Raw genomic sequence first — 22067 nt, forward strand, 5'->3', positions numbered from 1 at the left:
TAGGTTTAACCTATTTATTATTAAAATTAATTAGTTTAATATATTATATGTATCTTTTTTGATTACTTGTATTAACGCTATTATAACGTTTTTTAATCTAAAAACAATGGATATCAGACATCTTAACCCAACTTACGCACCGGAGGTATCATTTATGAAACTTATACTTGGCTCACAGTCTAAAAGACGCCGTGAATTACTCTCACAGATTGGTCTGGAGTACGAAATCCTTATACCGGATGCTGATGAAAAACAGATTACAGACAGCGACCCCGAAACTAAAGTCATCGAAACTGCAAGATTAAAAGCATCTGTTTTGACGGCAGATGATAATTCAATACTGTTAACCTGTGATACAGTAGTCAGCCATAATCAAATAATTTATGAAAAACCGGCCACAATTGAAGACGCGCGTCAAATGATAAGGGCTTTATCCGGAAGCACTCATGAAGTGTACTCCGCTGTGATATTAAAGTCAAGAGACTTTGAAGAAATTATTTCCGACAGTACAGAAGTTACTTTTTATGACCTGTCAGAAGAGGAAATCGAAGAATATATTCAGACAGATGAACCGTATGACAAGGCTGGCGGATACGGAATTCAATCTTTTGGAGCAGTTTTTGTTAAAGAGATAAAAAGCGATTATAATACGGTCGTCGGCCTGCCGCTTGCTAAAGTCTACAGAGCCTTAAAGAAATACGGTTTTTAAAATTTGCGGCTTAAATAAAATTTTGGAGTAAACAAAAAGACGGCTTGAAAATTTTGATTTCAAGCCGTCTTTTACATCAGGGCTGGCATGACAGACTGTCACGCTTATTCCAAGCTCCAATTCTATTTATATATCAAATAAAGTATTAAATGCTTCACTCATTACAGGGTGATTGTACATCTGATCACGAAGTACTGTATAAGGTATATCGTGGTCCATAGCGAGTTTAGCCAGGTTAATCAGTTCTTCTGAGTTCACGCCATATAAATGCACTCCAAGAATTTTTCCGCTTTCTGTATCCACCACTGCTTTAAATAAACCGCGCAGTTCATTATTGATGTGAGATCTCGGGTGACCCGACATCGGCATACTGTTTTCATCCGCTTCATAGCCCTCTTCTTTTGCTTCCTGCAAGGTCAGCCCCACGCGGGAATATGGCGGATCTGTAAACATGGTGTAATGCACGTTTGTCCGCGAATCGTATGAATACTCACCATCATCAAATAAATGACTTTTTACAATACGGTAATCATCCAGAGATGTGTAAGTAAACTGGAAGCCGTCTTTTACATCGCCCATCGCGTAAATATTATCAGCAGTTGTCTGAAGGTGATTATCAACTTTGATTCCGCCGTTTTCAGTCAGCTGAACTGAAGTGTTATCCAGCCCGAGTCCTTTAGTATTGGGTTTTCGGCCTGTAGCAAATAAAATCGCATTTGATGTCAGCTCTCTCCCGTCTGATAAAGTAACGGTAATGTTACTGCTGCTTTCTTCTTTCACTTTTTCTGCCCGCTCACCGAAGATAAAATTAATGCCGCTCTCTTTCATATCCTTTGTAATTTCATTTCTGATATCTTCATCTTCGTCGTTTAGAATCTCATCGGCAGGCACGATAACACTGACTTCTGAACCAAAAGCATTATACATCGTTGCGAATTCAAGACCAATGTATCCGCCGCCGACAATCGTCAGCTTATCCGGCAGTATTTCTTCGTCTATCAGCGTTGTGCTCGTATAAACTTTATCAGAGTCTATATCACCCTCGAGCGGCGGTATGCTGGTCTCTGCTCCAGTATTAACGAAAATTTTATCTGCACTCAGTACTTCTTTTTTGCCGTTTCCTGTTTCTACTTCAATTTCCTTGTCGCTGATAAAAACAGCAGTGCCATCGTAAACTGTCGCCTTGTTTAAGTCTGCAACACTGTGATAGTTTTTATCACGCAGTCTCTCAATGACTCCGTTTTTGCGTTCTACGGCAGCTCTGTATTCACTGCCGTTCAATGCGTCATGCATTAACAGCTTCGTCGGAATACAGGCGATATTAATACAAGTTCCCCCGTACATTGTTTTATCTTTTTCGATTAGCGCCACATTCCAGTCACGGCCGGCGAGGTCCCCTGCCAAAGTTTTACCGGCTTTGCCGAAACCGATTATTATTGCATCAAAATGTGTCAACCGCAGCATCTCCTTAATATTTTCAAAAATTAATCAATCTATATTTACCCTCCAGAATCGTTTTTAAAACAGTTCTTCTGCCAGCAGCTTATAGACATTGAGACGCGCTTTTTGAGAGTGAGGAATGCTGCAGATCATCGCTTCGTCAAATCCATACTGAATCTGCTCTTCCTGCAGACGTTTAGCGATTTCTTTGGCAGAACCGACTAAATGCAGTTTACGGCCTTCTTGAATTTTCATGCGGTCCATTTCTGTCAGCGGAAAGTCCTGTGCCTCTTCAGGTGTCAAAACTTGTCCGCTTCGTCCTTTCATAAACTGCAGACGCCATATATCCTGAGGTTTAGCTTCAAATTCCGCTTCTTCAGCAGTTTCTGCTGCTGTAACCATACAAGATACATTAATTTCAGGTTTTTCCATAAAAGGAGATGCTTCAAAATTATTTTTATAAGCATCGAGTATTTCTTTTGACAGCTGTCCGTTAAAGAACTGGGCGAATGAATAACCCGCGCCTCTCCGGCCAGCTTCTACCGCACTGTTGCCGCTCGAACCGAACAGCCACGATTCAGGCAGAGTGATATTCGACGGTGTCGCAATTGTTCTGTTATATAAATCAGATGAAGGCACTTCATCATTAATCAGCTGGAGCGCAGTATCAAATTTCTCATACATATTATGCACCATCGGTGTACGTCCCTCGGACAATGCGTAAATGGAAAACTGATCTCCGCCGGGCGCTCTTCCCATGCCAAAATCAATACGTCCGGGAGCGAATGCGCTGAGTGTTTTAAAAACTTCGGCAAGCTTTAACGGAGAATAATGCATCATCATGACACCTCCGGTACCGATTCGTATGTTTTTTGTTTTAGCTGCCAAATGTGCGGCTGTTATTTCAGGAGCTGAACTTGCGTAAGCAGACGTGCCGTGATGTTCTGCCATCCACATTCGTTCGTAGCCGAGCTGATCGCCTAGCACTGCCAGCTCTTCCGCTTTTTTTAAAGCATCTGCTGGTGTGTTGCCTTTAGTAATGGGAGCTTGATCCAGTATACTCAGTTTCATAGTTAATACATCCTTTAAATTATATTTATCGGTAATCTTTTTTCTTTAAAGAATATCAATTAACGGCCTGTTATAAAAACTAAGTGCTTAGTCATAAAAAATACTCCCTAATATTCATTTAAGAATATTAGGGAGTATTGACCCATTTATATATATATCATTTTTAGCTGTATAATCTAATTATTCTGCGTCCGCCGGGTTAAGTTGCAGCTCAAGGCTGACTTTAACGTCTTTAGATACAAGCACTCCGCCTGTTTCTAATGTCTGGTTCCAAGTTAAGCCAAATTCTTCACGGTTGATTGAGAATTTAGATTCGAAACCGTAAACTGTCGGTCCGAAAGGACTTACGCCCTGGCCGTTGTATTCCACAGGAATAGTCACTTCGTTAGTGACGTCTTTAATAGTTAAGTTGCCTGTCACATCAAATTTTGTGCCTGATCCTTCGATTTTAGTTGATTCAAATGTGATTTCTGGGTGGTTTTCCACATCAAAGAAATCAGCAGAAGTTAAGTGAGCGTCACGGTCTGCAACTTTAGTGTCGATAGTTGCTGCATTTGCTTTACCTTTTATTTTTGCTGTTGTGAAGTCTTCAATATTGTCAGCTTCGACATCAATCGACCATTCCCCGAAAGTTCCTTTAACTTTAGTTACCATCATATGTTTTACTTGAAATTCTAATTCTGAGTGCGCTGTGTCCGCTGTAAATTTAGCCATAATTAAATCATCCTCCATAGTTTTGTTTTTCGTTAATACTTCGCTTTCGAACTATCACATTAATTATGATAATATACTTAGTTACAAAAAGCAAGTAACAAACTTAAAATAAATTAAATTTGATATATTTGTATATTTAAGTCTATATTGAAGTAGTTTCCCATTATCTGAAAATTAAACCTTTTTGACACTCTGTATTAATATATTGACCTTTATCGGTTAGGCGTGTATCCTTAATCTCATTAATTAAATAAATTCTTATCCAGAGAGGTGAAGGGACTGGCCCGTTGAAGCCTCAGCAACAGACTATTTGGTACTGTGCTAATTCCAGGAGCAGACGCTCAAAGATAAGCTGAGGACTTCCCCATCTCTTATCTTTACAAATAAAAGATGGGGATTTTTTAATAGGAGGATAATATTATGTCTAATAAAAAAGGCGGCCCGGTATCCTTGCTGCCCCTAGTTATATTTGTAGCCTTATTCATTGGTACCGGACTTCTGGCAGGAGATTTCAGTGCTATGCCGATTCCGCTAGCAGCGATTCTTGCGTCAGTTGCAGGTTTCTTTTTATATTTTAAAGAACCGTTTAAAGATAAATTAGCTGCTTACTTTCAAGGCGCAGCACAGGAAAACGTCATACTTATAGTTGTTATTTTCTTGCTTTCCGGTGCTTTTTCCGGCATTGCAGGAGCTATGGGAGCTGTGGATTCAACAGTAAATATGGGATTAACATTTCTTCCCCCTAGTCTGCTTTTAAGCGGAATTTTTATTATCTGCTGTTTTGTATCACTCGCTATGGGAACCAGCACAGGCACTGTTGTAGCAATTGCACCGATCGCCATTGGTATCGCAGACCAGACTGAAATCGGACTCGCACTCGCTTTAGCCACTGTTATTGGCGGGGCTATGTTTGGTGATAACTTATCGTTTATTTCTGATACAACCATTGTCGCTACACGTACTCAGGGTGTCAAAATGATTGATAAATTCAAAGTGAACTTTTGGATTGTGCTGCCGGGCGCTATTCTGACCATAATTACTTTATATTTAATGACTGCCGACATCTCACTTAGTCAGACAGGAAATTATGACTTTAATTTTATTGAAGTCATTCCATATCTTTCTGTGCTGATTATCGCACTCCTCGGGGTCGATGTCATAATCGTGTTGCTGAGCGGAGCAGCAATTTCAAGTCTTCTCGGCTTGTTGACAGGAGCTTTCGATATATTTACGCTGTTTTCAGCGGCTGGTGAAGGTATTGCAGGTATGCAGGAAATTTCAATTATCACAATACTAATAGCCGGTATGATTGGTCTAGTCAGTCATTACGGAGGTATCACCTACCTGCTCAATACTATTATGGGCAGAATTAAAACGAAAAAAGGCGCCGAACTCGGTATCGCAAGTTTAGTCAGCGTTACTGACGTATCCACTGCCAATAATACAATTTCAATAATGATGACGGGACCTCTCGCGAAAAACATAGCTGAAGAATATGAAGTGGACCCGAGAAAATCTGCAAGTATACTCGATACATTCGCTGCAGGATTCCAGGGTCTCATTCCTTACGGCGGACAAATGCTTGCAGCTTCAGGACTCGCCGCCGGTATCTCGCCTGTGGAAATTATGCCGTATTCCATTTATCCAATGCTGCTGATTATCAGCGGAATTATTGCGATATTAATTGGATTCCCAAGAAAGTATTCAAAAGTCAAAGTTAATTAGAGAAAAATCAATCGGATTCAGCAGATGCTGGATTCGATTTTTTATTTAAAAGTTTCCGTGGCGATGTTTAAGTACGACATAGAAATGGCGTCGTACTCGGGAACAAGTTCAAGTACGACACCGAAGCACCGTCGTATCCGGGAGAAAGTTCAAGTACGACACCAAAGCACCGTCGTACTCGGGAACCAGTTCAAGTACGACACGAAAGCGCCGTCGTATCTGGGAACAAGTTCAAGTACGACACGGGAACACCGTCGTATCTGGGAGCGAGTTCAAGTACGACACCGAAGCACCGTCGTATCCGGGAGAAAGTTCAAGTACGACACCAAAGCTCCGTCGTACTCGACATCTCTTTCAATATAAAAAAGCGGAATATGCCCATGCACATTCCACTCTCTTTATTGTTCAAATATAATTTCCTTAATCATATGCATTTCTTTAGCATATATTGAATGTTTTATATCCTCGACAGTTTCTTCAATGATTGAATAAGATTCTCTCGCCTTTTCGACTTTCCCTGTTTCAAACAGACTGAGCGGGTACACCAGACTTCTGACAGCGAACAAAATCCGGTCCAGCGGATGCTGGGCTTGCGGACGTTCATACATTTGATAAGCAAAGTTTTCTAAAACATACTCATAATCCTGCCTATAATAAGCCAGTTCCAGCTCAAATATCGGCAGATACTGTTTGATATAATCTCTGCTGACCATTGGATTATCGTTTTCTTTTTTAATCACTGCTTCCATTTCTGCCAGATAGTTCTCAACAAGTTCAATAATATTGTCAGGTTGATTCAGCAGATAAAATACATTAATCGGACGGTTTTTATCCACTACTTCAAATTTATACTTGTCCGACTGGTTAAACGATAAGTACTTCCTCAAATTTTCCTGATAAACTTCAGCCTGTTCCATATCGCCTTGATGTGAATAATACAAACCAAGTATTAAATTCTGCAAATAAAAATATTTGAAGTTCTCTTTTTTATAGCATTCCTGCAAGTGCAGTTCTCCGTATTCCAGAAAATCTTTTTCATTAAAATCTGCAGCAAACGAGCTTCTCCAAAATAAATAATTTATATAGATATTACTGTCGTATTCCTTGTATTTCTCAACGTCTTCTTCCAGCTGCTTTGTCGTTTCGTAAGCATTTTTATAATCTCTTTCGTACAGCATAGATACCGCATTGTTCATTTTATCAGTAACTGCCAGATTCTCGAGTCCGATACTTTTATAGAACTGCTCAATCAAATCAGTAATTTCTTCAGCTTTCTCCCTCTGGCCGGTGTACCTGTAGTAGACACGTATTAGATGATAAATTAACATGCCGTCGCTCGACTGCGCAATTTTATCAATATTAGGAAGTATTTCTTCTTTTATTAACTCTGTCGGAAAATCAAAAGAATTATACAATTCACTGCGCTCAAGCATTTTCTTTGTCCACTCGCTGTCACCTTCTTGTGTTAAATAACTGATGCTGACCCCGAGTGTCTCTGCTAAATACTCAAGAGTATCCATTGACGGGTTGGATTTATTATTCTCTATTAAAGACAGCATGCCCTTGGTAATCTTCTCTCCAGCTAGTTCAACAAGCGTTAACCCCTGTTCTTTCCTCAATTCTTTTATACGTTCGCCTAAAGCCATATCACTCACTCCAATTTACATTAGTTTAATTATATTAAACTATTTCTTGACTTACAATCTTAAATAATTATATGATAAGTTTAATCAGATTAAACAAAGGGGATGTTGTTTATGTTATTTACTAAGGAGGTCCCATCTCGGGAGAAGTTAAATTTTATAATTTATATTTTCAGCAGACTGACTTTAAACTTAGGCAGCCTGATTTATACGTTCGCAGTTTCCTACTCCATTTTATATTTCACAGGATCTGCTCTTTACTTCGCGATTAATTTAGCAATCACTTCCGTAGTTATGACCCTGATGCTACCCTTATCCGGAGTTATGAGTGATCTTGGTAATAAAAGGAAAATCATCATATCAGGAGAAGTCATTCTGACATTGATTATGGCGGGTCTTCTGGTATTCACCTACTTTAACGGGTTTAATATTTTTGCGATATATATTACCTCTTTCTTAACCGCCCTCGTTAATCCTTTTGTTTCAAATACATTTCAGACTTCGATGACCGAGATGTTTTATAAGGAGCGCATTCAAAAAGTAATGGGCTATGTTTCTGCTATTATGTCCTCTGCAATTATTATCGGTCCGGCAATAGGCGGTGTGCTATTCGGTTTATTTGATTTTTATATCATGATTTTAATATTTACGATTACTTACGCTATTTCCACCCTGCTAGATTTCTTTATCAAATTTGATTTGTATTACAATCCTGAGAATTATGTCTTAGAGAACTCAAGTCAACCCGAGACCACTTCAGTCTTTGGAAAATTTAAACATGATGTCTGGCAGGGAATAGAATACATTAAAAATTCATACGTCTTCCTCCGGGTATTTATAATGGCTGCTTTTATTAATTTCTTTGCTTCTCTTATGGGGATTTATCCGGAAAAAGCGATGATTACAGAACTGAAGTTCTCACCGGAAACTGTTGGCATAATTAATGCTTTTGACGGATTCGGAGTTCTTATTGCAGGAATTGTAATAGGCTCGGTAAAACAATTTAAAAACCCTGTAGGACTGATGAAAATATCGCTGATACTCTGGACATTCACCATACCGCTGTATTTACTCCCATTGTATACAAGCATGGCTGACACATATTCAATTGCATTTTTTGCAGCAATGGGCTTTACTATAGCGGTTATGCTGCAGGTGATTAATGTACCGCTTTTCACTTTTGTACAGCTGACTGTACCGCAGCACATCAAAGGCAGAGTGTTTTCCGCAATCGGACTGTTCGCTTCCTCGATTGCTCCTATAGGTACTCTGCTGTACGGTTTTGCATATGATTATCTTCCTTTCTGGCTTATCCACAGTATAAGTTTTACTGCTTTAATTATTATTATCTTTACCTTTCTGAACAGCCGTGTGATTGACGAGTCCAAAGCGGATGTATCGAAAGTTGCTGAAGAACTGGAGCTTTCAAAAACAGTTAATGAAAGCACCGGCATTTAATATTATATGCTCTGTATTGTCTGCTATAATAATGAGTAACATATATTGCACGGGGATGTTTTTATGAAGAATTATAAAAAAGAATACCAAAAAATATTTACCACACTCTCAGATGATAATCAGCTGGCTTTTCAATCGCTGAACAAGGAGTTTGATAAAAACTTTGTTACCGAAGATGCAAAGTTTGAAAAGCTGTACATAATGGCAGCTGCAATGACCGATTCTGGTAAAGATTACGTTGAATACTATAACGCCAAAACGAAAGATGTTGCCCGCGTGGCTTCTAAAAATCTGCCTAAACACCGGAATAATTACTGGTCAGATGCTGCAATTCTCGGTGTGTATTTTGCCGTACTGTTCTCGGCAACAATATTTTTCTTTGGGGAAATTGTTATTTCGCTTGTACTGCCCGCCGTGATTGTTTTAATACTCGCTATGGTGCCATTCATGAATCACGGCATCAAACATCAGTCGTCCAGCCACGGCAACAAACAGATGGTATCAAGTATCTTATTTTTAATTCTATTTGTCAGCGCTAATTTATTGATACTGTTCATGAATTCAAAAACGCTCAGTCCGTTAAAAATTGCATCTTACGATGCTTCATTAATCGACACACTGCTTTATACAGTCTTTGTTATCGTGGCAGCCGCTTCACTTTACTTTATCTTCACTTCTAGTTCATGGACGAGCAGATTAATTTTCATCGTTCTGCTGATATACAGTACGGGGCGCATGATTTATCCTTTTGATTTTCTGAACGGCTTGTCCCAGTTTATCGTTCAGTATTTTATGTTCATCGGACTGGTTATTATCATTACCGGACAGTATGTCAGATCTAAACAATCTAATACAGAAACATAATAAAAAAGCAGCGTTCCGCTTTCACGGAATGCTGCTTTAATTTAATCCATATCTTCATTTTTTCTCAATCTGAAAGCGAGAATAAAACCGATAAATGCAAGAATTCCTGCAAACAGGAAGGACATATTCACTCCGTGAATCATGCCTTCAACTCCTTGTTCCGGTCTTGCCATATTCGTCATAATAGAGACCAGAAGAGCTGTCCCTACTGCACCGGCGACCTGTCGCATCGTATTGTTCATCGCAGTACCATGCGGCACAAGCCTGTTTGTCAATCTGTTTAATCCAGCTGTTGTTACAGGCATCATCACCATTGCGACACCGAGCATACGGAACGTATTAACGACGGCAAGGTAAGTAAATGTAGTTTCGGTATTCAAAGTAGCAAACATCAGCGTGGTTACTGTAAGCATGCCGAGTCCGATAATTGCCAGCCATTTTGCTCCGTATTTATCGAACAGTCTGCCTGTCACAGGACTCATAATTCCCATCATCAAAGCACCTGGGAGCAGCATCATGCCGGATTCCATTGCGCTGAAACCGAGCATCGTCTGCATGAAGATGGGCAGTATCACTGCTCCGCCGATCATAGACATGAAGACAATCATTCCCAATGATGTAGATAAGGTAAATATTCTATCTTTAAATACACCAAACTCTAAAATTGGTTCTTCCAATCTATTCTGGCGCTTAATGAACAGTACAAGGGCGATTGCACCAATAATTATCGGCAGTATCACCGCAAGGCTCAACCAGCCGCTGTTGCCCGCAGCACTGAATCCGTAAAGCAGTCCGCCAAAACCGAGCGTCGACAGAATAATAGATGTCATATCCAGTTTCGGGTTCGTTTTCTCTGTCACATTTCTCAATATAAAATATGCCACGATAAGATCGATGGCTACAATTGGCAGAATCATGTAGAACAAACCGCGCCAAGGATAGATGTCGATAAACCATCCTGACAGAGTCGGTCCGATGGCCGGTGCGAAACTGATAACAAGACCGAACATTCCCATCGCTTTCCCCCGTTGGTCACGCGGATAAACCAGGAAGAGAATCGTCTGCATCAGAGGCATGACAATACCTGCGCCCGCCGCCTGCAGAATTCGTCCCGTTAAAAGTACTGGAAACGACGGAGAAATACCGCAAATCAGCGTGCCGATGCCAAACAGTGACATCGCAGTGAAGAATAAAGTTCTCGTTGAGAACTTATTAATTAAAAAAGCTGTAATAGGTATCATAATACCGTTAACAAGCATAAAGACTGACTGCAGCCACTGGGCAACATCCGCATCCAGATTTAAATCCGTCATTATATGAGGAATCGCAGTAGCGAGGAGCGTCTGATTTAAGATCGCTGCAAATGCTCCCGATAACAGCACAGCCATTAATATTGTTCTGCTTTTGCCTGTGAGCTGATTATTATTTTCATTTTCTAAAGACATTCATTTTCCTTCTTTCATAGACATAACACAATTAATGATTGTATAATACAACTATATCTTAAGTCAACTATATAAGCTGAAAAATTTGGAGGCTGAATTTATAAATGGTAAACGAAGAATCTTTAGAAATTCTGGAGTTGGAAATTGCTATGATGGTCCGTGCTTTACGAAGCCGCACTGTTGATTTGGATGAATCCCAGGAACTGAATCGTGCCAGCTATTTAATCCTGCTGCTCATCTCAAGAAACGGACCGATGGGTGTCAAAAGTATTGCCGAAAAGCTTCATCTCGATATTTCCACCGTCAGCAGACAAGCTGGGGGTTTATTGACAGAAGAACTGCTCGAAAAAAAGCAATCCCGGACAGACCGCCGTTCATATATATATGATATAAACAGCAAGGGATGGGATGTTATCACACATACACGAAAAAGCCGCAAGCAGCGTTTTTCAAAAATGATAGATAAATGGGAAGATGAAGATATCGATGAATTTGCCCGTCTGCTTCAAAAATTTAATAATTTAATGAATTAAAACTTTAATTTCCGGGGTTAGAGTATAAATATCTTCATCAAAAATAATCCGTACGTCAGCTTTTCAGGGGACTTCACATAAGCCTGCAGCCTTATGATGATGTTTTTCCCTAAAAAGTCTAACGCACGGATTATATATACTCCATTAAGTATATTATTTTCTGAGAGCTATTGCGCCAACCCAATCTTCGTATAAATTACTCAAGTTCTTTTTTCATTTTCTCTTGTACTTTTTCCTCTATTTTATCAATTCGCTCATCTTTTAATTTGCGTCTTGGTTTAGGATGAAACCATTCTATCTCCCCATCTTTGAAGAAAACTCCTTTGAAATATTCACCCTGTATCTTCAGTTTGAATTTATGGAGGTCGCGTGCCTGGCTATTTGATATTTTTTCTATCTCAATTTCGTCCGAATCATCTTTGATACCATGTTCATCCAGTAAGGCATATATTTCCGCTTCCACAGAAGCCAATTGAGCTTCATCCACATTTTGTTTCGGATGCGGGTTTAGCCATTGAATTTCTCCGTTTGTATAATCGCCTTTATAATTACGTCCGTCAATGACAAGTTTAAATTGATGTCTTTCATGCTGTCGAGATTGAAATACCGGCTCTACTTCAAAATTATCTACCATTTAACAACACCTCCTGAAAAAATAGTTATTATTACATTCCCGTTTTAATACAAAAAATGCTTTTTTCAGGAATTTATATTTTAGTCTAACATCTTTCAGTTAAATATAAAAATCATTTCAAGTCTTCAAACTGTATAACCCGGTCACAAATCCTTTCCAGTAATTGGTGATCATGACTGATTGCAATAATACCTATTTCTTTTTCTTTCGATAGTTCGATTAAGGAACTCCAAATTTGTGCCTGAGTGACAGTATCCAGCATTGTTGTTATTTCATCTGCAATAAGATAATCCACCTTACCCATGAGTACACGCGTTAAGCAGAACCTTTGCAGTTCGCCGCCTGACAGTTCACTCGGCCAACGGGTCATCCATTCTTTTTTAATCCCCATAGCTTTAAAAAGCTCCTGATTTTCAGGACCGCCTTCTTGCAGTGTTTTTTTAATTTTCCATCTCGGATTGATTGTTTTTTCTGAATCCTGCCAAACCATTTGTACAGGATTTCTGCCATTTTCAGCAATTGCTTCGCCCCCGAGCCGGATTGAACCTTCGGATGGCTTTTTATAGCCCGAGATAATTTGAGCCAGTGTCGATTTACCGCTGCCGCTTTTTCCATATATACCTAAAATTTCACCCGGCATTACCGTCAGATCCAAATTTCTGAATAACCATTCTCCCTTAGGATAGCGATAGCTTATTCCGCTTAATTCAAGCTTATTATTTTTCTGTTTTTCTGGGATCATATCTGTATTTTCATCTTGCTCTGAAGACAGCCGGTCCTTTAATGAGATAAAATCATTTTTCGGCAAGGCGTTCCATAATGCTTTTGTGTAAGGATGTCTGAGCTTTTCTCCTTTACCGGAAAAATCTTCCGAACGGGCAATCTCTATTGTTTCACCTTTATAAAATACAGCAATTTTATCCGCCACTTTTAAGGCAGCTTCAATATCATGGGTAATAAACATCATCCCTTTAATACCCTCGGCAAACTGTTTCATCTGTCTGACAGTTTCCTCAAGAACAGCTGGATCGAGCCCCGGTGTCGGCTCGTCTGCAATTATTAAATCTGCACTGCTCACAATGGCAGAAGAAACAAGTATCCTTCTGGCCATTCCTCCCGACAATTCAAATGGATACCGCTGTCCGACAGAAGCAGGCAGTCCAAGTTTTTCAAAGATATCCTTCTCGATGTCTTTGTCCGCTTTCTTTTTAGTCACCGGACGGATTTGTTTGCCTGTCTTCATCAACGGGTCTAGTGCATTAACTGATTGCGGGATAAGTGAAATCTCTCTGCCTCTCAGTAAAGACTGCCTTTTTTTTGTCAGTGATTTTCCTTTATATTTCAACGTTCCGGAAACTTTAGCATTGGATGGAAGAATGCCTAATATTGCGTTTGCAAGCAAACTTTTTCCAGATCCGCTCGCTCCCAGCACAGCAACAGTTTCTCCCTCATGAATGGTTAAGTTGAAATTACGGACAATTTCCAACTCTGTTTCACGCAAGCCTGTTTCATAATGCCGGAAACTTAATGAGAAATTTTTCACTTCCAATAATGGTACTTTCTCCGGCTGTTCAACAATTTTACTATTAGCCATTACACATCTCCATCTCCTCTATATCTTTTGTCCCTGAAAAGGATCAATCAGCTTTCTTATATTTCTGCCGAGCATATCAAAAAGTATAACCATCAGTAATAATGACAAGCCCGGAAACAATGCCAGCCACCACAGACCTGTAGACAGGTACTTCATCGACTCCGATAAAATAATGCCTATCGCCGGTGTTTCTGTGGATAAACCAAATCCGAGAAAGGTGATTGCTGCTTCATGTAAAATCGCGTGGGGGAACAGCAGGATAAAACCAACAAAAAGATGAGGCACTAAGTGCGGTAAAAAATGATGTCCGGCAATCCATAATCTGGATTTGCCCATCTGCTTGGATACCCAGACATATTTTGCTGTTTTCAGCTGCAGAACTTCTGCTCTTAACAGCCTTGCCAGGCTTGGCCAGTGTGTCAGGGCGAGACCAATAACGATTCCTCTAAAACCTCCGCCCGCAGCAAATGAAATCAATATTAAAGTAACGATATGCGGGACGCTTAAAAATAAATCAATCAACCAGGTTACTATGTTATCCGCTGTTTTATTCCATGAAGACAGCAGACTAAGTACTAAAGCAATCACTGTACTGAAAAAAGCAGCTATTATACCCACTCCCAGACTTAAAACCAAACCTTTCAATGTCCTGAGCAGCATATCCCTGCCAAGCCAATCTGTTCCAAAAAGATGTTCAAGATCCGGCGCCTGATTTTTAGCTTCCAAATTAATATTTATATTTTCCCCATCTATCATATAACCGCTGATGACCAATAAAGCAAGGATGCATGATGCGCCTGTAATCTTCCCTATTGTGCGCTGTCTGAGGTTAAGCCGGAATTTGTCACTTTGGTTCTTCAAAACTTTCTCTTCCATTAGTTACATCATCCTTCTCATACGGGGATCGATAATTTTATACAGTAAATCCGCCAGTAAATTCCCTGTGAATACAAACAGAGTGGTAAACAGAACGATACCCAGCAGGAGCGGCACATCACTGCCAAGTCCTGCATCGACCACCGCCTGTCCAAGGCCGGGATAAGAAAATACCTGCTCTGCTAAAACAGCACCTCCAAAGAGTTCTCCGAAAGAAGCAAAATGCAGAGAAACAGCAGGCAGAGAAATATTTCTTAAACCATGACGCCAGAGCAAATCAAATCCTTTTTCGCCTTTGGACAAAGCAAAACGGACGTATTCACTTTCCAATACCTCTATCAATTTCTGTCTCGTATGCAGTGTAATATTAGCAACACCGACAACACTTAATGTTAGCGCCGGAAGAAATAAATGCTTCAGACGTTCTGCCAATGAAACATTCTCCTCTAAAATTCCTGCAGGGGAACCAAGGCCGACAGGAAACCAGCCAAGCCAGACAGAAAATATAATCAGCAAGAGCAGCGCCAGCCAGAAAGCCGGGGTTGATGCGAGAGTAAAACAATAAAATTTTATGACTTTATCTATCCAGCTTCCTTGTTTCAAGGCCGCTGTTATTCCCAATACAAAACCAATAACTCCTGAAATTATCCATGCCACCGCCATCAATGCGAGAGAAGCTGCAAAACGCTCTCCAATTACACTTGCTACATCGGACCGGTACAGCAGAGATGTTCCGAGATCACCTCTAAGAACAGCTTTTCCCCAGGAAATGTATTGATGAATAGCCGTTTCGTTCAGTCCCCAGTGTTCTTCTATGTTTTCCCGCTGTTCGGGACTCACACGAGTCATATCCGCTCCAATATACGATTGGACCGGATCTATCGGTGAGAGCCTGAGAAGTACAAAGGATAAAATGCTTATGGCAACCAGCATAGATATCAGTTTCAAAAGCTTTAATGAAATATATTTCATTATTTTTTTGCTGTGCACTATTATCCCTCTTTCCAGTGCCATTGTTCAATAAAGTCTGTCACCGGCCAGCCGTGTCCGTGCGGCTGTAATTTCTGTTCACCGATATCGAGATTTTCATTCACCAGATAAAGATGTTGGGTATTAATCAGCCACACCCATGGAGTATCACCGCGGGATGAAAAGCCTGTGTCACCGTCCCATTGTGCTTTCTGCCAGTATTCATTGGCTTCTTCCGGTGTTGTTGCGCGCATTGCTTTTTCCATATATTCATCCACAACAGGGTTGGAATAATAATTCGTGTTATAGTAACCTTGCCCTCTTGTTTCACTGCTGTATATATTATACATTTCCAACGGGTCATGACTGCCCCAGCCCATCATGACAGGGTTGGAATACATTAATTTCTCGAGTTCATTCCAACTCTGCCCTTCTATATCTACTTTGATTCCAAGCTCTTTAATCTGGTCTGCCGCTGCCATTGAAAGAGACTGACGGATTTCATCACCTGCAGGATAAAAGATTGTGAAAGCCGCTTCCAGTCCGTTTTTTTCACGTACGCCCTGGTCATTTTCTTTCCAGCCAGCTTCATCCAGCATTGATTTGGCTTCTTCAACTTTATTATCATCGAACTTTGTTTCAGGATTCCACCATGGTAAATTATCTGCTACTGAATAAGCTGGTCTGCCGTACCCGTTCAGCACACCGTCCACCATTGCTTCCCGGTTCACAGCAATATCAATTGATTTTCTAATAGTTTCATCTGCCGTGACGTCATTTCCAACCGGTGTGCCATCTTCTCTTTGCTGACCGGATTTCACATAAGGAAAGACGATTCCCCTGTTATCCACTGTATCTAATGTCACTAAATCCATACCCGGAACGTCCTGTTCAGCAAAACTCGGGGTGATGGCTGCAATGTCTACTTCACCGGATTTAGCAGCAGCAAATGCTGTATCTTCTTCCAGGAATAAAAATGTTAATTTTTCAAATCCGGAAATTTCTCCGTAATAATAAGGGTTTTCTTCCACAATTAACTGCTGGTCTTTGTTCCATTGCACCAGCTGATATGGTCCCGAACCAACAGGATTTTCATTATATGTACTGTCGTAAACATGCTCCGGCACAATTCCGAGTGTTACAAGATGCGAAATAAAAGTAGATTCAGGTTCTTTCAATGTAAATACAACTGTATAATCATTTACAGCTTCCACCTGCTCCAGATTACTCAAATCGATAATAGAACCACTGTCCTGTGCGGTTTCGAAAGTAAACACAACATCTTCAGCCGTCAGCTGCTGCTGATCTGAAAACATTACATCATCACGTATTTCCACTATATAAGTCAAACCGTCATCACTGACTTTATAATCGGTTGCCAAATCATTTTCAATATTAAAATCTTTATCATATTTCAATAATGTACTCTGAAATAATGGAGAACCGTACATCCCCCATCCCGTAGTCGGGTCAAACCCTTCATCCGTCACTCCTCCAACGGCCAGCACGAGTTCATCGCTGTTCATTTTATTTTCTGTCTGCTCATTATTTTCATTCGAGCACGCAGTCATTATAATTGCGAGTAAAAATAAGACTAGAATATTTATCTTCTTCATTTGCCGCTTCTCCTTTATATTTAAAAATAATGCCCGACACTGTTTTAATATGTCGGGCCATACATTAATATTTTCTTAGAAAACTTGGTTCCATCTGATTCCATTCATCGCTGATTACAGCATGGCAGGAAGTTATAATCCGTTCGATAACCTGCGTTTTGTTAGCCATAATCCTTAGAGTAAAGCCCGGCAGCGTAAGTTTTGATATCCCAAATTCAAAATCTCCTGTTTCTTCCTGTATCGTTTCGTACAGCCGATCCAGTAATGCATCATCCGTTTTCTCTCCAATAACGATAAATGAACCTAAATGTGTATATCCTTCCATAAAACCCAGCCCAGCCATATTCTGCATTTCAGGCTGCAGTTTAACGTGATCAAAAACAACTAGCTCATTATCCATATAAATTTCACTTTTAAGCTGCAAGCTGTCGTAACTGAATTTACTGCCTTCCGGTGACCATCCGGGCGTTACGATATCGGAATACAGCAGAGTCGCGCCCTGCTCCATATAAACGACATTTTTTTGTACGTATTTTGCATCCTTATATGCAATGAGTGCATCTGGAAGATACTCTAAATAACTATCCTTTTTTAAATGAAATTCCGTTTCCTGATATGCATATGATTTAGGTGTTTTGTAAACTTTTGTCGATGACTGAGTAGTCAGAGTCAGCTGAGCTTCTTCCTGCAGTGTTATTTTCATCCGGTACGTATCTCCATCGAGATAGCCGCCGCCCGGGTTCAAAAGATAATAACAGGGATAGTTGTAATTGTTCAGGTATACAGGACGCATTACTTTAAATGCACCCTGAAAATAAACATTGTCGGCTACCGTCCTGCCCTGCCGGTTCTCCATATCCATCTCCAGAATACCAGTCCATTTAGACATCTTGTCCCAATCCTCTTAATAATGCATGTTTTTCAAGCCATTCGATTACCTGATCCAGACCGTCATTAGTTTTTAAATTGGTGAACACAAACGGTTTATTTCCGCGGAAGACTTTCGTATCGGATTCCATCACGTCGAGGCTCGCACCTACGTACGGTGCCAAATCTGTTTTATTGATGATGAATAAATCCGATTTAATCATGCCTTGACCGCCTTTACGCGGAATTTTTTCTCCCTGCGCCACATCGATAATATAAATAGAAAAGTCTACCAGTTCCGGACTGAAAGTGGCTGCTAAATTATCACCGCCGCTTTCTACAAAAATTAATTCAACATCGGAATGTTTTTCCTTAAGTTCATCGATTGCCGCAAAGTTCATTGATGCATCTTCCCGAATCGCAGTGTGAGGGCATCCACCCGTTTCAACACCGACAATTCTATCTTCATCCAGAATGCCGTTCTTAACTAAAAACTTAGCATCTTCTTTCGTATAAATATCATTAGTAATTACCGCCATACTCACTTCGTTAGCCAGTTCACGGGTAATCTTTTCCACTAACATTGTTTTCCCTGCACCAACAGGTCCTCCGACACCAATTCTTATTGGTTCCATAATTAACACGTCCTCATAAATTAATTATTCTGCTAAATTTTCAATATATTGCTATGAACTGAATATACGTATCCCTACGCGTTCGTGCTGCATCTGTGAGACTTCAAGTCCCGGTGAAACAACTCCGAATTCAAGTTCATCCAATTTCATAATTTTTTCCGCTGCTGTTTTCAATTCTTCCTGAAAAGCATAAATTACTTTCTGGCCTGCAGTCTGTCCAAGCGGAATCGCACGCACTGCATTTTGTACAAGCGAAACAATCGTCGAATACAGATAATATACAATGGTAGTTTCTTTTTCTACATCTAGGTAATGACCAACCATCGTAAATACGATTGCCGAATGTCCAAAGGATTTTTTTTCCTTCAGGCGTTTACGGTAAGTTGATAAAATAGGGATATTATATATTGATTCCGCAATGTCCAGCATCCTGTCTCCCATACGCTGGGTTCCATCACGTGATTCCTTTGACAGATTTTGAACTGTTAAGATACGATCGATTTCCCAAATTCTTTCTAAATCATCATTTTCAAGAGCTTCATATACAATTCTTGAAGCCAGACCATCTGCGTATGCCAGCTGCTCATGCAGATAAACTTTTAACCAGTCGGAAAAAGTCTCTGCATCAAAGACAATATCGTTTTGGATATAGGTCTCCAGTCCGAATGAATGACTGAAGGCACCGTTTGGAAAGTTTGAATCACATAATTGCAACAACGACAAAGCATTATTAGTCATGGCTGTGTCCGATGTGACGGAATGCTTGTTTAACTTTACGTTCCTCACGTTTAAAAGGTATCTCCATCTCTAAGAGTAATTCCTCTACAAGATAGTCGTACTGAACAAGCATATTGTCACCTTCAAATTGTGCCGGCAAATGACGGTTCCCGAGCTGATGGGCAATTGTTCCCATCTCATTCATACTGCGGGGACTGATAATAATTAAATCATCCGATAATACATCGACAACAATCATATTATCATCATCCATATAAAGCACATCTCCCGCTTCCAGATCGCGGGGGTTCTTCAGACGTATACCGACATCACGGCCATGGTCTGTTTCGACACGCTGTATACGTTTCATTAAATGTGAACTTTCCATATATACTTTTTCCAGATGACGTTTTTCCAGTTCATCTGCATTCAATTCTCTTATATTTGTTACTATTTCTTCTACTATCAATACTGTCACCTCAAAATAGGAAATAACGCTGACCAAGCGGTACGATATCAACCGGTTCGCATGTCAGGACTTCTCCATTAATTTTTACTTCATAAGTTTGCGGATCCACATCGATATCCGGTGTTTCCGAATTTAATTTCATATCTTTCTTTGTCAATTCACGAATTCCATGGACCGGAAGCACCATTTTTTGGAGCCCAAGCTTCTCTTTAATATTGTTGTCATAAGCCGCCTGGGATACAAATGTAATCGAACTATTTGACAGTCCTTTGCCGTAGGAGGCAAACATCGGTCTGTAGTTCATCGGTTGCGGCGTTGGAATCGTTGCATTGGGATCCCCCATAAGGCTCGACACAGCCATGCCGTTTTTCAATATCATCTCGGGCTTGGCTCCGAAAAACTTCGGATCCCAAATAACCAGATCTGCAATTTTCCCTACTTCTACCGAACCGACATAATCCGATATCCCATGTGTAATCGATGGATTGATGGTATATTTCGCAATGTAACGTTTAGCGCGATTATTGTCTGAATGCTCGCTGTCGCCTTCCATAATACCGCGCTGCATTTTCATTTTATCCGCAGTCTGCCATGTTCTTAATACTACTTCGCCAATCCGGCCCATCGCCTGTGCATCCGAACTCATCATACTGAAGACGCCCATATCCTGAAGTATATCTTCCGCTGCGATGGATTCACTGCGAATTCGGGAATCCGCAAATGCGATATCTTCCGGTACCGAAGGATTCAAGTTATGAGCAACCATGACCATATCGAGATGTTCATCTATTGTATTAACTGTATATGGAAGCGTCGGATTCGTCGAAGCAGGAAGTACATTCATATAGCCTGCTGATTTAATCAAGTCAGGGGCATGCCCTCCACCTGCACCTTCAGTATGATACATATGAATTACACGGTCTTTTATTGCTGCCATTGTATCTTCAAAAAAGCCGCCTTCGTTCAAAGTATCGGCATGCAGGGCAATTTGTACATCGAATTCATCAGCTACTTCCAAAGCATGGCTAATCGCCGACGGGGTAGCTCCCCAGTCTTCATGTATCTTCAGGCCAATCGCTCCGGCAAGTATTTGTTCTGCCAGTGGCTCTCTCGACGTTGCGTGTCCTTTACCTGTAAGACCCACATTAATCGGCAGTCCTTCTAGTGCTCCGAGCATACGTTCAATGTGCCATTTACCAGGAGTGGCAGTTGTCGCCCTGGAGCCTGCTCCCGGTCCGGCGCCTCCTCCTATAATTGTAGTAATACCACCAGTCAAAGCAACTTCTATCTGATCCGGATTAATGAAATGCACGTGAGTATCAACGGCTCCCGCTGTAATGATCTTTCCTTCTCCTGAAATGACCTCGGTGGAAGCACCGATGATAATATCCACCTTATCCTGCACCAAAGGATTACCAGCCTTGCCGATACCGGAAATCTTACCATCACGAAGAGCAATATCCGCTTTATAAATACCGGTATAGTCCAAAATAACTGCATTCGTGATGACGGTATCCGGAACGCGTTCATCTTCCTCCCGTGTAATCAGCGGGTGCTGTCCCATGCCGTCACGTATTACCTTGCCTCCGCCAAAAACAACTTCTTCTCCGTATTTTGTATAGTCTTTTTCAATTTGAATAAATATATTCGTATCTCCTAAACGAATAGAGTCACCGGTAGTCGGACCGTACATTTGAGAATATTGATTCCTAGACATTTTGAAGCTCATTATTCATTCCCGCCTTTCAATGGCCCATCTACTTTATTGTGAAAACCGTAAACTTCTCGTTTACCGGCATAATCAATCAGGTGGACTTCTTTTTCATCACCCGGTTCAAACCTTACAGCTGCCCCGGCCGGAACATCCAGTCTTTTGCCATATGCCTGTTCTCTGTCAAAGCTCAGAGCATTATTCACTTCATAAAAATGATAATGTGAACCGATTTGAATTGGTCTATCTCCTTTGTTAATGACAGTTATACTTGTATTATTTACACCTTCATTACAAACAATTTCTTCAGATTTTAAAATATATTCTCCCGGAATCATCAGCAATCAATTCCTTTCTTTATTAAATAACTTTTTTCA

At 40.5% G+C, this 22067-nt stretch carries 21 protein-coding genes and 1 riboswitch; of the genes, 5 read left to right on the top strand and 16 right to left on the bottom strand.

The window, feature by feature from the left end; translation table 11 throughout:
- Nucleotides 1–154: 154 nt before the first annotated feature.
- The gene (locus tag MHH58_RS08845; protein ID WP_341345693.1) at nt 155–709 is read left to right on the top strand and encodes a Maf family protein; all 555 of its coding nucleotides are present in this window, start codon (nt 155–157) and stop codon (nt 707–709) included.
- 126 nt (nt 710–835) lie between these two features.
- Here MHH58_RS08845 and MHH58_RS08850 read toward each other — a convergent pair whose 3' ends face one another.
- The 3 genes from MHH58_RS08850 to MHH58_RS08860 all read right to left on the bottom strand — a co-directional run bounded on the left by MHH58_RS08850 (nt 836) and on the right by MHH58_RS08860 (nt 3934).
- Complete coding sequence (locus MHH58_RS08850; RefSeq protein ID WP_341345694.1) at nt 836–2164, bottom strand: FAD-dependent oxidoreductase; 1329 nt, start codon at nt 2162–2164, stop codon at nt 836–838.
- A gap of 63 nt (nt 2165–2227) precedes the next feature.
- Entirely contained in the window at nt 2228–3220 is a 993-nt protein-coding gene (locus MHH58_RS08855) for an MsnO8 family LLM class oxidoreductase (protein ID WP_341345695.1), read from the bottom strand.
- Nucleotides 3221–3400: 180 nt separating this feature from the next.
- Nucleotides 3401–3934, bottom strand: coding sequence for a YceI family protein (locus MHH58_RS08860; RefSeq protein WP_135099055.1), 534 nt, complete (start codon nt 3932–3934; stop codon nt 3401–3403).
- 255 nt (nt 3935–4189) lie between these two features.
- Nucleotides 4190–4288: riboswitch (SAM riboswitch) on the top strand.
- 66 nt (nt 4289–4354) lie between these two features.
- On the opposite strand from MHH58_RS08860, the gene MHH58_RS08865 reads away from it, so the two are divergent.
- Entirely contained in the window at nt 4355–5659 is a 1305-nt protein-coding gene (locus MHH58_RS08865; RefSeq protein ID WP_135099057.1) for a Na+/H+ antiporter NhaC family protein, read from the top strand.
- A gap of 398 nt (nt 5660–6057) precedes the next feature.
- Here the strand turns inward: MHH58_RS08865 and MHH58_RS08870 are convergent, their stop codons facing one another.
- The gene (locus MHH58_RS08870) at nt 6058–7305 is read right to left on the bottom strand and encodes a helix-turn-helix domain-containing protein (RefSeq protein ID WP_341345696.1); all 1248 of its coding nucleotides are present in this window, start codon (nt 7303–7305) and stop codon (nt 6058–6060) included.
- Between the two features lie 111 nt (nt 7306–7416).
- Here MHH58_RS08870 and MHH58_RS08875 point away from each other — a divergent pair, with 111 nt between their 5' ends.
- Nucleotides 7417–8760 (top strand): MFS transporter, encoded by a 1344-nt coding sequence (locus MHH58_RS08875; RefSeq protein WP_341345697.1) that lies wholly within the window; start codon nt 7417–7419, stop codon nt 8758–8760.
- A gap of 63 nt (nt 8761–8823) precedes the next feature.
- The gene (locus MHH58_RS08880; RefSeq protein WP_341345698.1) at nt 8824–9624 is read left to right on the top strand and encodes a hypothetical protein; all 801 of its coding nucleotides are present in this window, start codon (nt 8824–8826) and stop codon (nt 9622–9624) included.
- 41 nt (nt 9625–9665) lie between these two features.
- Here MHH58_RS08880 and MHH58_RS08885 read toward each other — a convergent pair whose 3' ends face one another.
- Nucleotides 9666–11069 carry a DHA2 family efflux MFS transporter permease subunit gene (locus tag MHH58_RS08885; protein ID WP_341345699.1) on the bottom strand — a complete coding sequence of 468 codons (1404 nt, stop codon included), beginning with the start codon at nt 11067–11069 and terminating at the stop codon, nt 9666–9668.
- A 104-nt stretch (nt 11070–11173) separates the two neighbouring features.
- Here MHH58_RS08885 and MHH58_RS08890 point away from each other — a divergent pair, with 104 nt between their 5' ends.
- Nucleotides 11174–11602: a MarR family winged helix-turn-helix transcriptional regulator gene (locus MHH58_RS08890; RefSeq protein ID WP_341345700.1), complete on the top strand. Its 429-nt coding sequence runs from the start codon at nt 11174–11176 to the stop codon at nt 11600–11602.
- A 196-nt stretch (nt 11603–11798) separates the two neighbouring features.
- Here the strand turns inward: MHH58_RS08890 and MHH58_RS08895 are convergent, their stop codons facing one another.
- From MHH58_RS08895 to MHH58_RS08945, 11 genes are all read right to left on the bottom strand, one after another.
- Nucleotides 11799–12236 (bottom strand): HicA family toxin-antitoxin system, encoded by a 438-nt coding sequence (locus MHH58_RS08895; RefSeq protein WP_341345701.1) that lies wholly within the window; start codon nt 12234–12236, stop codon nt 11799–11801.
- 112 nt (nt 12237–12348) lie between these two features.
- A complete protein-coding gene (locus tag MHH58_RS08900; RefSeq protein WP_341345702.1) occupies nt 12349–13830 on the bottom strand; it encodes an ABC transporter ATP-binding protein in 1482 nt (493 codons plus the stop codon).
- Nucleotides 13831–13848: 18 nt separating this feature from the next.
- Complete coding sequence (locus MHH58_RS08905; RefSeq protein WP_341345703.1) at nt 13849–14706, bottom strand: ABC transporter permease; 858 nt, start codon at nt 14704–14706, stop codon at nt 13849–13851.
- Between the two features lie 3 nt (nt 14707–14709).
- Complete coding sequence (locus MHH58_RS08910) at nt 14710–15720, bottom strand: ABC transporter permease (protein WP_341345704.1); 1011 nt, start codon at nt 15718–15720, stop codon at nt 14710–14712.
- Nucleotides 15699–17291 carry an ABC transporter substrate-binding protein gene (locus tag MHH58_RS08915; protein WP_341345705.1) on the bottom strand — a complete coding sequence of 531 codons (1593 nt, stop codon included), beginning with the start codon at nt 17289–17291 and terminating at the stop codon, nt 15699–15701. The genes MHH58_RS08910 and MHH58_RS08915 overlap by 22 nt, the downstream gene beginning before the upstream one ends.
- A gap of 64 nt (nt 17292–17355) precedes the next feature.
- Complete coding sequence (locus MHH58_RS08920; RefSeq protein WP_341345706.1) at nt 17356–18180, bottom strand: urease accessory protein UreD; 825 nt, start codon at nt 18178–18180, stop codon at nt 17356–17358.
- The gene (gene ureG, locus MHH58_RS08925; RefSeq protein ID WP_341345707.1) at nt 18173–18793 is read right to left on the bottom strand and encodes an urease accessory protein UreG; all 621 of its coding nucleotides are present in this window, start codon (nt 18791–18793) and stop codon (nt 18173–18175) included. Before ureG ends, MHH58_RS08920 begins: the two co-directional genes overlap by 8 nt.
- Nucleotides 18794–18844: 51 nt before the next feature.
- Nucleotides 18845–19531, bottom strand: coding sequence for an urease accessory protein UreF (locus MHH58_RS08930; RefSeq protein ID WP_341345708.1), 687 nt, complete (start codon nt 19529–19531; stop codon nt 18845–18847).
- Nucleotides 19524–19979 (bottom strand): urease accessory protein UreE, encoded by a 456-nt coding sequence (ureE, locus tag MHH58_RS08935; RefSeq protein WP_341345709.1) that lies wholly within the window; start codon nt 19977–19979, stop codon nt 19524–19526. The genes MHH58_RS08930 and ureE overlap by 8 nt, the downstream gene beginning before the upstream one ends.
- Before the next feature lie 10 nt (nt 19980–19989).
- Nucleotides 19990–21708, bottom strand: a complete 1719-nt coding sequence (ureC, locus tag MHH58_RS08940) for an urease subunit alpha (RefSeq protein WP_341345710.1) — start codon at nt 21706–21708, stop codon at nt 19990–19992.
- The gene (locus tag MHH58_RS08945; RefSeq protein ID WP_341345711.1) at nt 21708–22028 is read right to left on the bottom strand and encodes an urease subunit beta; all 321 of its coding nucleotides are present in this window, start codon (nt 22026–22028) and stop codon (nt 21708–21710) included. The genes ureC and MHH58_RS08945 overlap by 1 nt, the downstream gene beginning before the upstream one ends.
- Between the last annotated feature and the right edge of the window lie 39 nt (nt 22029–22067).

Source organism: Jeotgalicoccus sp. FSL K6-3177, from assembly GCF_038050175.1.
Taxonomy (GTDB): Bacteria; Bacillota; Bacilli; order Staphylococcales; family Salinicoccaceae; genus Jeotgalicoccus; species Jeotgalicoccus nanhaiensis.